The organism is Limibacillus sp. (assembly GCA_037379885.1).
In the GTDB taxonomy this organism is placed as follows: domain Bacteria; phylum Pseudomonadota; class Alphaproteobacteria; order Kiloniellales; family CECT-8803; genus JARRJC01.
Genome location: JARRJC010000053.1, coordinates 1 through 11,046, shown reverse-complemented (window position 1 = coordinate 11,046; position 11,046 = coordinate 1). Strand labels below are relative to the sequence as shown.

11 protein-coding genes are annotated in these 11,046 nt (G+C 63.9%); 8 read left to right on the top strand and 3 right to left on the bottom strand.

Annotated elements, in window-relative coordinates; all coding sequences use genetic code 11:
- Positions 1 to 957, bottom strand: a 957-nt coding sequence (locus P8X75_12955) for an NAD(P)/FAD-dependent oxidoreductase (GenBank protein ID MEJ1996095.1), incomplete at its 3' end; no start/stop codon positions are given.
- A 173-nt stretch (positions 958 to 1,130) separates the two neighbouring features.
- Between P8X75_12955 and P8X75_12950 the strand changes: the two genes are divergently transcribed.
- The 7 genes from P8X75_12950 (at position 1,131) to P8X75_12920 (ending at position 8,526) form a co-directional block, all read left to right on the top strand.
- Positions 1,131 to 2,306, top strand: coding sequence for an acyl-CoA/acyl-ACP dehydrogenase (locus P8X75_12950; protein MEJ1996094.1), 1,176 nt, complete (start codon positions 1,131 to 1,133; stop codon positions 2,304 to 2,306).
- Between the two features lie 73 nt (positions 2,307 to 2,379).
- On the top strand, positions 2,380 to 3,615 hold the full coding sequence (locus P8X75_12945) for a pyridoxal phosphate-dependent aminotransferase (protein ID MEJ1996093.1): 1,236 nt from the start codon (positions 2,380 to 2,382) through the stop codon (positions 3,613 to 3,615).
- On the top strand, positions 3,615 to 4,040 hold the full coding sequence (locus P8X75_12940; GenBank protein MEJ1996092.1) for a Rap1a/Tai family immunity protein: 426 nt from the start codon (positions 3,615 to 3,617) through the stop codon (positions 4,038 to 4,040). The genes P8X75_12945 and P8X75_12940 overlap by 1 nt, the downstream gene beginning before the upstream one ends.
- A gap of 344 nt (positions 4,041 to 4,384) precedes the next feature.
- The gene (locus P8X75_12935; protein ID MEJ1996091.1) at positions 4,385 to 5,506 is read left to right on the top strand and encodes an extracellular solute-binding protein; all 1,122 of its coding nucleotides are present in this window, start codon (positions 4,385 to 4,387) and stop codon (positions 5,504 to 5,506) included.
- A 168-nt stretch (positions 5,507 to 5,674) separates the two neighbouring features.
- Positions 5,675 to 6,607, top strand: a complete 933-nt coding sequence (locus P8X75_12930) for an ABC transporter permease (GenBank protein MEJ1996090.1) — start codon at positions 5,675 to 5,677, stop codon at positions 6,605 to 6,607.
- The gene (locus P8X75_12925; GenBank protein ID MEJ1996089.1) at positions 6,604 to 7,422 is read left to right on the top strand and encodes an ABC transporter permease; all 819 of its coding nucleotides are present in this window, start codon (positions 6,604 to 6,606) and stop codon (positions 7,420 to 7,422) included. The genes P8X75_12930 and P8X75_12925 overlap by 4 nt, the downstream gene beginning before the upstream one ends.
- Positions 7,423 to 7,425: 3 nt before the next feature.
- On the top strand, positions 7,426 to 8,526 hold the full coding sequence (locus tag P8X75_12920) for an ABC transporter ATP-binding protein (GenBank protein MEJ1996088.1): 1,101 nt from the start codon (positions 7,426 to 7,428) through the stop codon (positions 8,524 to 8,526).
- Positions 8,527 to 8,554: 28 nt separating this feature from the next.
- Here P8X75_12920 and P8X75_12915 read toward each other — a convergent pair whose 3' ends face one another.
- Positions 8,555 to 9,190, bottom strand: coding sequence for a TetR family transcriptional regulator C-terminal domain-containing protein (locus P8X75_12915; GenBank protein MEJ1996087.1), 636 nt, complete (start codon positions 9,188 to 9,190; stop codon positions 8,555 to 8,557).
- A 244-nt stretch (positions 9,191 to 9,434) separates the two neighbouring features.
- Here P8X75_12915 and P8X75_12910 point away from each other — a divergent pair, with 244 nt between their 5' ends.
- Positions 9,435 to 10,877 carry an aminotransferase gene (locus tag P8X75_12910; protein ID MEJ1996086.1) on the top strand — a complete coding sequence of 481 codons (1,443 nt, stop codon included), beginning with the start codon at positions 9,435 to 9,437 and terminating at the stop codon, positions 10,875 to 10,877.
- A gap of 13 nt (positions 10,878 to 10,890) precedes the next feature.
- Here P8X75_12910 and P8X75_12905 read toward each other — a convergent pair.
- The coding region (locus P8X75_12905) for a DUF2160 family membrane protein (GenBank protein ID MEJ1996085.1) at positions 10,891 to 11,046 on the bottom strand (156 nt) is incomplete at its 5' end.

The window sequence follows — 11,046 nt, the reverse complement described above, 5'->3', positions numbered from 1 at the left end:
CACCTGCTCGACGAAGTCGCTTTCCAGGGCGTCGCGCGGCACCAGCTTCAGGAAGGTACGGCGGAAATCGAGGTTGGAGACCACCTTCTTGGCGCGGACTTCCTCGCCGCCCGCCAATACCACCCCGGCGACGCTCTCGCCTTCGATCAGGACCTCGGCGACCTCGGCCTCAGTCCGGATCTCCGCGCCGTAGTGCTGAGCCGCACCCGCCAGCGACTTGCTGACGGCGCCCATGCCGCCCACGGCGAAGCCCCAGGCGCCGACGTGGCCGTCCAGCTCGCCCATGACGTGGTGCAGCAGGACATAGGCGCTGCCCGGCGAATAGGGACCCAGCGCCGTCCCGATGATCGCGTTGGCGGCGAGACCGGCCTTCAGGATCGGCGACTCGAAGTAGCGGTCCAGGAAGTCGCCGCAGCTCATGGTCCAGAACTGCATGGCCTGATGGATGCCGTCCTCGCCCAATTGCGCGAAGGACTTGCCGAGCTTCATGAGCCCCGCGATGTCGCGCGGCTTGAAGGAGGTCGGATCGGGCGGCGTCTCCAGGAGCAGAGGCCGGATCATGCGGCACTGCCGGTAGATGTCCCGGCTGAACTCCTCGTAGGCTTCGGCGTCGCGGATCGAATGGCGGCGGATCGATTCGCGCGTCTTGTCGTGGTCGGCATAGAAGCCGATGTAGTTGCCCTGCTCGTCGAGAACCGTGGAGTTGTTGTAGGGGATGATCGTCAAACCGAAGCGCGGCAGGTCGAGATCGCGCATGATCTCCGCGCGAAGAAGGCTGCAGACGTAGGAGCAGGAGGAATAGAGGAAGCCGGGGTACTTCTCTTCGCTGATCGCAGCGCCGCCGACGGCTTCCCGCCGCTCCAGAACCAGCACCTCGAGACCGGCGCGCGCCAAATAGGCCGCTGCCGTCAGGCCGTTGTGCCCGGCCCCCACCACGATCGCATCATAGCTTTTCAAAACCGGCCTCCCCGCCTGGAACCAACTCTTCTCTTCTAGGTCATCGGGCGACTGTCTGTCCAGTCATTGATTGACCCATCATTCAATGAGCTATCACAAAAGTCATTTATTTCATTGTTTTATAGCATTTTTGCTCTTAGGGTTTTTCATCCAACCATGAAAAGAGATGAGCCATGAGCTATCCCCTGCCCAAGCACGTCAGAGATCTCCAGGCCCGCGTTGCGGCCTTCATCGACCAGGAGGTCATGCCCCACGAAGTCCACGCTGAAATGCACGGAGGCGAGTTCCCCGAAGGCGTCGAGGCGGGCTTGAAGAAGAAGGTCGCGGAGCTGGGCCTGCGCGCCATGAACATTCCCAAGGAGATGGGCGGCGGCGGCCTCACCTTCCTGGAGCAGGCCATCGTCTCCGAACAGTTGGGGCGCGTCACCAACGGCCTCGGCTGGATCGTGACGACGCCGGCGCGCGGCGTCGCGGAGATAGCGACAGAGGAGCAGTTCGAGCGCTGGGTGGGGCCGGTGATCCGGGGCGAGCGCGGCGAGTGCTATGCGATCACGGAGGCGGCGGCGGGCTCCGACGTGGACGCTATCGAGACCACGGCCCGCCGCGAAAACGGGCACTACGTCATCGAGGGAGAGAAGTGGCACGTCACCTCCTACAACCACGCCGACTTCATGCTGGTCCAGGCGAAGCTGAAGGGCGGCGGCAACGAGGGCGCGCACCTGCTGTTCTTCGTGGATCACGACACGCCGGGCGTGGAGGTGGTGCGCACGCCCGCCTACAGCCACACCTACAGCCATCATCACCCGATCCTGCGGTTCAATGGCGTCAAGGTGCCGCTTTCCCACCGCATCGGCGAGGAAGGCGACGGCATGGCCTTCACCCATGACTGGTTCCGCTATGAACGCCTGATGATCGCGGCGCGCTGCTGTGGCGCCGCCCAGCGGCTGATCGAGGAAGCCAGCGCCTTCGCCCAGGAGCGCAAGGCCTTCGGCGCGCCGATCTCCGAGTATCAGGCGGTGCAGTTCATGCTGGCCGATTCCATGACCGAGCTCTGGGCTTCGCGGCTCATGACCTATCAGCTCGCCGAGGCCCACGACCGGGGCGAGGACGTGAAGGTCCTGCACGCCCAGTGCTCCATGGCCAAGCTCTACGCCTCAGAGATGGCGAACCGCGTGGCCGACCGCGCGGTGCAGATCTTCGGAGGGCGCGGCTACATGCGCGAGAACGTGGCGGAGCGCTACTTCCGGGAGCTGCGGGTCGACCGCATCTGGGAGGGGACCAGCGAGATCCAGCGCGTGATCATCGCCAATCAGCTCTATAAGCGCGGACAGGACGCTCTGATTTCTTGAATGGCCGGGCTTGGTTTGCCCAGCGGGACGCGGATATGATCCCCGCGAGCCAGTAACCCGTCGGAGCCCCCACATGAAGCAGCCCCTCTCAAAGCAGCCGGACAGCGCAGGGCGCTATGCGGCGGTCAGCGACAGCCTGGCCAGCCTCGGCGGCTCCAAGTGGGCCGTGCACGCACAGGCGCACCGGCTGGAGGACGCCGGGCGCGATGTGATCTGGCTGACCATCGGCGAGCCGGACGTGCCCACGCCGCCGGATCTGGTGGAAGCCGCGGCCGCCGCCATGCGGGCTGGCCGCACCTGTTATTCCAGCGGCGCCGGGGAGCCCACTCTCCGCCAGGCGCTGGCCGAGCGCTATGGCCGCAGTTGCGGACGCGCCTTCTCACCCAGCCAGATCCTGTGCTTTCCCGGAACCCAGACCGCCCTCTTCGCCGTCATGGCCACGCTCGCCGACGAAAGCTGCGAGGTCCTGGTGGGCGATCCCATGTACGCGACCTACGAAGGCGTCATAACGGCGGCGGGCGCGAAAATGGTCCCGGTCCCCTTGTCGCGCGAGCGGGGTTTCCGCATGGACGCCGGGGCGCTGGCCGCGCGCATCACCCCGAAGAGCCGCGCGGTCCTGCTCAACACGCCGCACAATCCGACCGGCGCGGTGCTGACGGCGGAAGACATCCGGGAGATCGGCCGCCTGGCGGTGGCGCATGACCTCTGGCTGGTGGTGGACGAGGTCTACGAGGAACTGACCTTCGAGGGCGCGCAGTTCCACTCCCCGCTGTTCGAGCCCTGGCTGGCGGACCGCGTCGTGGTGGTCTCCTCCATATCCAAGTCGCATGCCGCGCCCGGGTTTCGCAGCGGCTGGTGCATCGGGCCGGAAGAGCTTTGCGAGCGTGTCCTGCCGCTCTCCGAAGTTCTGCTGTTCGGCAACCAGCCCTTCATCGCGGACATGACGGTGCAGGCCGTCTCGAGGCCCTCCGCGGTCGCGCCCGGCATGAAGCGTCGCTACAAGGCCCGCGCGCTCAAGCTCGCCGAGGCCGCACGCGGATCCGGCCTCTTGCAATGCCATACTCCGGATGGCGGCATGTTCGCCCTGGTCGAGGTCTCCGCCCTCGGCATGGATGGAGAGAGCTTCGCCTTTGCGCTCCTGGAAGAAACCGGGGTCGCCGTCATGCCCGGCGAGTCCTTTGGCGAGGGCTTGGCGGGCTGGCTGCGCATCGCGCTCACCGTCGAGGATGCGCTCTTCGAGGAGGCCTGCCGCCGCCTAACGGCCTTTGCCGGTTCCCTGGCGGCCCGCGCTGCCGGAGGAGCGGCCTGATGCCGCGTTTCCTGCAAAGCGCGCTCCTGATCTGCGCCCTCGGCCTCGCGCCCCTGGCCCTTGGCTACCCGGCCCCGACCTCTGCCTATTCCGGCGGCGACTTCCTGGAAAGCTGCAAAGCGCCAGCGGGCAGTGAAGACGCCCGCCACTGTGAGAGCTACTTTTCCGCCCTGCTCGATGCCGCCCACACGGAGATGCTCTATCTCCGCTCGGGCTGCTCCACCAGCAAGTGCCGCATCACGGAGGAAGATGCGGGACGCGGCTTTCTCGCCGGGCTGCAGTGGTGCCTTTCACGCGAGGTGACGCGGCGGGAAGCATTGGAGGCCGCCTCGGCCTGGCTCGCTGATCATCCTATCGGGCGAATCCAACCCGCGCCGGAAGCGCTCGCCGAGGCCCTTTCCCAGCTCTATCCCTGTGACGGCTAACGATCATAGGGCGTAGCACGGCAATGCGATAACACGCGGCACTTTTCGGGGAAATCAATGGGTTAATTTGCTTAATGGGCGTTTATCTGACTTGGTGATTGATTAAACATTTGATCAGCGAAGCGTTTCCCCTTACTGATTAAAGGGGTCCATGGGGCTCGCTCAGACACCTTGACAGCAGAGCGCGCTCTAATGAGACTTTTAAATACTTTTGAGGTGCGGATGGAGAAAGGGCTCTTAGAAACCTCAGCCAAAGCCGCAGTCGCAAACGCAATCGATCTGGACCTTGAGTGATCGGGAAAGCGCCAGGATCGGTTCAAGTCGGACAGGGAGTCACATAAGACATGGACATCAAGAAAGAGCTGAAAGCCATTCGTAACCGCGAGCTCAGCCGCCGCGAGTTCAGCGGCCTGCTCTCCGCGGTCGGCGTGAGCTTGGTGATGAGCCCGCTTGCCTCGCGCAAGGCGCTTGCCGCGCCGGAGGATCAGGCGACCTTCTTTACCTGGGGCGGATACGACGACAATGCCTTCGTCAAGCCCTATATCGACAAGTATGGCGAACCGCCGAACTTCGCGACCTTCGGTGGGTCGGAAGAGGCCTTGACCAAGATGCGCGCAGGCTATGTCGTCGACGTGTCGCACCCCTGCAACCAGGCCGTTCCGCGCTGGGTCGCCACCGACCTGTTCCGCACGCTTGATACCAGCAAGCTGTCGAACTGGCCGGACGTTATGCCCGAGCTCTACAACCTCGAGGGCAACATGGCAGATGGCGCGCCCTATATGGCGCCGGTCGATTGGGGCCGCACCTCGATCACCTACCGCACCGACCTGTTCGACCTCGAAGGGCCCGAGTCCTGGGACATGCTCTGGGACAAGCGCTACGAGGGCCGCATCGGCATCTTAGCCTCAGCGGGTGACTCCTGGTGGTGCGCTGCGATTCGCGAAGGTATCGACTTCTCCAACATCGCGACCGACGAGAGCTTCAAGAAGGTCGCCGCCGCGCTGCGCGAACAGCGCGCTCTGGTGCGCACCTACACCGACGACACCACGACGTTGGAGCAGGCTCTTGCTTCCGGCGAACTGGTTGCGGCCATGACCTGGGACTCCTCGGCAGTGCTGCTGAAGTCCGAGGGTGTGCCGGTGAAGTTCGCGAACCCGAAGGAAGGCGCCCTCACCTGGGTTTGTGGTGCGATGATGCACAAGGACGCTCCGCATCCCGACCGCGCGCATGATCTCGTTGACGCCCTGCTGAGCGTCGAGGCCGGTAAGTGGCTGATCGAAGTGAACGGCTACGGCCATTCCAACGCCAAGTCCTTCGATCAGTTCACGACCGAAGAACTGGACGCCTTGGGTCTGAGCAGCAACCCCAGCGAGATCCTAAACGCCGGGAAGTTCCAGGTGCCGCAGACTCAGGAGTTCGAGACGGCGATCAACTCCGAGTTCGAACAGATCAAGGCCGGCTTCTAAGAGAGCGGCCCTGATTCGATCGTTCCATCGCAGCAGGCCCGCCCGCTTCCCGACAAGGCAAGCCGGGCGGGCCTCTGTGCTGGTCCCTGAAGGAGCCGCTTTACTCCCTCGCGCTCTTCCGAGCGCCGTTGGAACAGCGTTGCAATCCGGAAACGAGCATCGATGCCGATGAGTGACAGTGCCGCCCTGGCCGGCACGCAGCCTGATCAAAGACCATCCTTCGGAGAGCGCATTCGCCGCTTCTATTCCCGCAGCGAAGCCATGCGGGGCTATACGCTGCTCTCGCCGACCTTGCTGGTCATGGCGACCATGCTTTGCATCCCCTTTGGGATCATGGTCCTGATGAGTTTCTGGACGCAAAGCGGCTTCGACATCTCCACCACCTTCTCTCTCGATAACTATGTGAGCGTCGCGGAAAAGCCGATCTTCCAGGCGCTTCTGATCCGCTCGCTCATCATCTCGGGTTTCTGCGCGGTCGCGACGGTGCTGATTTCCTATCCCATGGCCTACTACGTCGCCTTCCACGTCCACCGGCGCAAGCTGCTCTGGATCATCCTCATGACCCTGCCCTTCTGGACCAGCTATCTGCTGCGGGTCTTCGCCTGGAAGGTGATCCTGGGCTTCAACGGCGTGCTCAACACCGGGCTGATGTCCGTGGGCCTGATCGAGCAACCCTTGGAATTCCTGATCTACAGCCCGACGGCGGTGGTGATCACGCTCGCCCACGCCTGGGCGGCTTTCGCGATCCTGCCGATCTACGTCTCGCTGGAGAAGATCGACCGGTCCCTGCTGGAGGCGGCGGCCGATCTCGGCGACGGGCCGGTGCGCAGCTTCTTCCGCGTGACCCTGCCGCTCTCCCTGCCCGGGGTGATCGCGGCCATGCTGCTGATCTTCATCCCGACGGTCGGGGACTATGTGACTCCGGCCCTGGTCGGCGGGCCCGACGGCCTGATGATGGCGAACCTGATCCAGGCGATGTTCGGCAAGATGAACAACTGGCCGTTGGGCTCGGCGCTCGCGGTCAGCATGATGATCATCGTGACCCTGATCGCGCTCGTCTATGTCTGGATCACCCGCAAGCTGGTCGGGAGGATCGCATGAGCCGGCCCAACAATTTCGGCAATCCGAGCCGGCTGCTGGCGGGCTACGCGATCCTCTATCTCGCGTTCCTGTACATTCCCGTCCTCTTCCTGCCGCTCTTCTCCTTCAACGACGCGCTGCACGTGACCTTCCCGCTGAAGGGCTTCACCACCAAGTGGTACGAGCAGATGTTCTACGACGAGAAGATGCACCAGGCGCTCTGGAACTCCATCAAGGTGGGCGCCGTGACCTCGGTGGTCGCGACCACGCTTGGGATCTTCGGCGCCAAGGCGGTGACGCGGTTCCGCATCCCGGGGCAGAAACCGGTGATTTCGGTGATCATGCTGCCCCTGGTCATCCCGGTCATCATCATGGGCGTGGCGCTGCTGATCCTCTTCACGCGCATCGGCCTGCCGCTCACGCTCTTCACGGTGACGCTGGGTCACATCCTGATCTGCGTGCCCTTCGCGATGGCCACCCTGATGGCGCGCTTCGAGGGCTTCGACAGGTCCATGGAGGAAGCCGCGGCCGATCTCGGCGACAACGCCTGGCACATCTTCTGGCGGGTCACCTTCCCGCTGGTGTTCCCCGGGGTCCTGGCGAGCTTGCTGCTCTGCTTCACCATTTCCTTCGACGAGTTCATCATGGCCTTCTTCCTGGCCGGAACGGAGCAGACACTGCCGATCTTCATCTATGGCCAGTTGCGCTTCCCCCAGAGGCTCCCATCCGTGCTGGCGCTCGGCGCCTGCATTCTGGTGGTGTCTTTCTTCGTGGTCTTCTTCTCACAATGGCTCCAGCGCCGGGGCAACGCCAAACCGACGGGAGCGGGCATCTGATCCATGACCGATAGCAACGCCTATATTCGCCTGGAACACATCTCGAAGCACTTCGGCGCCGTGAAGGCCGTCGATGACGTTGACTTCAACATCGCAGAGGGGGAGTTCTTCTCTCTCCTGGGCGCCTCGGGCTGTGGCAAGACCACCCTGCTCAGGATGATGGCGGGTTTCGAATCGCCGACCCTGGGGGAGATCTACATCGACGATGTGGAGGTCTCCACCGTCCCGCCGCACCGCCGGCCCACCAACATGGTGTTCCAGAACTACGCCATCTTCCCCCACCTCGACGTGCGTCAGAACATCGCCTATGGGCTGCGCAGCCTGAAGCTCTCCAAGGAAGAGTCCGCCAAGATGGTGGAGGAGGCCCTGGCGATGGTGAAGCTGCCCGGCTTCGGGGACCGCAAGGCTGACGAGCTCTCCGGCGGCCAGCGCCAGCGCGTCGCCCTGGCGCGCGCGCTGATCAAGCGGCCCAAGGTCCTGCTTCTGGACGAACCGCTCGGGGCGCTCGACAAGAAGCTGCGCGAAGAGATGCAGCTTGAGCTGCGTCAGCTGCAGCAGTCTTTGGGCATCACCTTCGTTTTCGTGACCCACGATCAGGAGGAGGCGCTGACCCTGTCCGACCGCATCGCCATCATGTCGGGCGGCAAGGTGCTGCAGATGGGCTCCCCGGAGGAGATCTATCAGAAGCCTGTGAACGTGCAAGTGGCCGACTTCATCGGCCAGATGAACTTCATCAAGGCCGAGCTGCTCAGCCGTGAGGAGCAGGGCGCGATGGTGGAGGCGGCCGGGCTGGGCAAAGTGACCGTGCAGACGGTTCCGGCCTCTCTTCAGAACGGCGCGAAGATCGTGGTCGCCGTCAGGCCCGAAAAGCTGCGCGTATCCAAGGATAAGCCAAGCGAGGGCGCGAGCGCGGTCGAGGGCACGGTGCGCACCATCGCCTACCTCGGCGACCGTCGGCACTACTACATCGCCGTCGAGGGACGCGAAGAGCCGCTCGCCGTGGCGGCGCAGGAGACCCGCATGACCACGGACCCCCATCTGGACGAGGGCAAGCGGGTCTGGCTGTCCTGGGAAGACACCTCCCTGGTGCTGCTGGAGGCCTGAGCCCCGGCTCAATCCAGCCTGAGAGAGTCTAAGACAGCGCCTCGAAGTGCTTGGGGAAGATCGCCGCGGCGAACTTCAAGCAGAGCTGCTTTGCTTCGTTGCGGTCGAAAGTGGCCGGCGACATCAGAAGGTCCTGCCACTGCCCGTCGATCAGGGAGCGCAGGCCCTTGGCCGCCATCTTGGGATCGAAATCGTAGCCGCCCTCCGACACGATCTCCCGGCAGATGGTCTCCAGCGTCTGGGCATAGGCGACATCCGCCTTGGCGGAGACCTGGGTGTAGACGGGGCGCGAGCGCGCCTCCCCCCAAAAGGCATACCAGACGGCGATCTTCTTCCGATTGCAGACCTGCGGATGGAAATCCGCCTCGATCAGGGCGCGCAGCCGCTCGGCGGGCGTGAAGTCCGGTTGGGCCACGGCCTTGCGCCAGAACGCCAGATACTCCTCGGTCAGGTGACGCAGCGTCTCGACCAGGAGCTGCTCCTTGCTTTCGAAATGAAAGTTGACCAGCCCGCGCGAGACCTCAGCTTTCGCGGAGACCTTGGAGAGAGTCGTGTCGGCAAAGCCGCTGGCCGCGATACACTCGATCGTCGCCGCAATCAGGTGCTGGCGCGTCGCTTCCTTCTTTTCGACCCTGCGGACGGGCCCTGCGGACTGTTGTATCATGGTGGCGCCTGTTTTCTGAACCGGGCTCACGACGAAGCGGGCATACGGCATTCATTAGCCCCGATAACACGGGATTCGCTATGACTTTTTGCCAAGTCCCGCCACAAATAGCAAAAGATAATTTGGCTGAACGTTTGTTCAATTATTCTTGCAGGTCCCTTCCGGGTAAGGCATAATGGCTGTGGTTTGGAGTCCAAAAAGTCGGCTCCAACGCTTAGAACAACCCCACTTTTCGAGGTACGTCATGTCTAAATCATTCCCAGCAGGCGATGCGCGCGCGACCAACGGTCCGCTGCCCGCCGAAGCGATCGAAACGATGGCCAGGCGCCATCTGATCCAACCCTGGGAGTCCCTGGAGCACCTGGGCGGCGAAGCGCGCACCCTGCTCGACCGGGCGGAGAACATCTATCTCTACGACGCCGAGGGGAACAAGCTCCTGGATGCCCCGGCCGGCATGTGGTGCGTCCAAGTCGGCTACGGCTGCAGGGAGATCGCGGATGCAATGGCCAATCAGGCCATGCAGCTCGCCTATAACTCGCCCTGGTACTCGACCTCCGGACCGGCCGCCGAACTGGCGGCGCGGATCGCCGACAAGACGCCCGGCGACCTGAACCACATCTTCTTCACCACCGGCGGATCGACGGCGGTGGATTCCGCGCTGCGCTTCGTGCAGTTCTACAACAACTACAAGGGTCGGCCCGAGAAGAAGAAGATTCTGTCCCGCCAGGCCGCCTATCACGGCAGCACCTACCTCTCCGCTTCCTGCTCCGGCAAGGAGCGCGACAAGGTCTACCTGGATTTCGCCAAGGACCTGGTGCATCACCTTTCCGCGCCCCTGCCCTACCGCCGTCCCGAGGGGATGAGCGTGGAGGCCTTCTGCGACTTCCTGATCGAAGAGATGGAGCAGACCATCCTGGAGTTGGGCGCGGACAAGATCGCCGCCTTCATCGCCGAGCCGATCCTGGCTTCGGGCGGTGTCGTGGTGCCCCCGCCGGGCTACCATCAGCGGACCCATGCGCTCTGCCGCAAGTACGATATCCTCTATATCGCCGACGAGGTCGTGACCGCCTTTGGGCGCCTCGGCCACTGGTTCGCCTCGGAGGAGGTCTTCGGGATCACCCCCGACATCGTGACCTTCGCCAAGGGCGTCACCTCCGGCTACGTGCCGCTCGGCGGCATGGCGGTCTCGGAGTCGATCATCTCCGAGGTCTCAGGCAAGGACGCGCGCGGTTCGGTCTATTCCAACGGCTACACCTACTCCGGCCACCCGGTCGCCTGCGCGGCGGCTCTCGCCTCCATGGACGTGATCGAGAAGGAAGGCATTCTGGAGCATGTCCTGGACATCGCCCCCTACTTCCAGGAGAGCCTGGGCTCGCTGGAAGAGCTGCCGCTGGTGGGCGAGGTGCGCGGCGAAGGCCTGATGGCCTGCGTCGACTGCGTGGCGGACAAGAAGGCCAAGAACCCGCTGGCGCTGGACTCCGAGGTGGGCGGGCGCATCGACCGCCATACCCAGGAACGCGGCCTGATCGTCCGGCCCGTCTACAACATGTGCGTGATGTCGCCGCCGCTGGTCATCAACAAGAAGCAGATCGACAGCATGACCGCGATCCTGCGCGAAGGCATCGAGGTCACGATGGACGACCTGGAGAAAGAGGGTCTGTGGGACCGCGAGACCGCGGTCAACTGATCCTTCGTCCCTGTCAGACCCAGCGGAAGACGCAGAAGGCGTAGATCACGGCGATGATCAGGGGCACCCAGAGCGGCGGGCCCATCAGGCCCAGCCACGCCAGGAAGATGTAAGCGCTGCCCAACAGCGACACGAAGAGCCGGTCCCCGCGCGTGGTGTCCAGTCCCAG

Excerpts from the sequence above, each read along its gene's own strand:
- P8X75_12920 (MEJ1996088.1), top strand. The coding sequence starts at position 7,426 with ATGACCGATAGCAACGCCTATATTCGCCTGGAACACATCTCGAAGCAC.
- P8X75_12915 (MEJ1996087.1), bottom strand. The coding sequence starts at position 9,190 with ATGATACAACAGTCCGCAGGGCCCGTCCGCAGGGTCGAAAAGAAGGAA.
- P8X75_12910 (MEJ1996086.1), top strand. The coding sequence starts at position 9,435 with ATGTCTAAATCATTCCCAGCAGGCGATGCGCGCGCGACCAACGGTCCG.
- P8X75_12940 (MEJ1996092.1), top strand. The coding sequence starts at position 3,615 with ATGCCGCGTTTCCTGCAAAGCGCGCTCCTGATCTGCGCCCTCGGCCTC.
- P8X75_12950 (MEJ1996094.1), top strand. The coding sequence starts at position 1,131 with ATGAGCTATCCCCTGCCCAAGCACGTCAGAGATCTCCAGGCCCGCGTT.
- P8X75_12925 (MEJ1996089.1), top strand. The coding sequence starts at position 6,604 with ATGAGCCGGCCCAACAATTTCGGCAATCCGAGCCGGCTGCTGGCGGGC.
- P8X75_12935 (MEJ1996091.1), top strand. The coding sequence starts at position 4,385 with ATGGACATCAAGAAAGAGCTGAAAGCCATTCGTAACCGCGAGCTCAGC.
- P8X75_12930 (MEJ1996090.1), top strand. The coding sequence starts at position 5,675 with ATGAGTGACAGTGCCGCCCTGGCCGGCACGCAGCCTGATCAAAGACCA.
- P8X75_12945 (MEJ1996093.1), top strand. The coding sequence starts at position 2,380 with ATGAAGCAGCCCCTCTCAAAGCAGCCGGACAGCGCAGGGCGCTATGCG.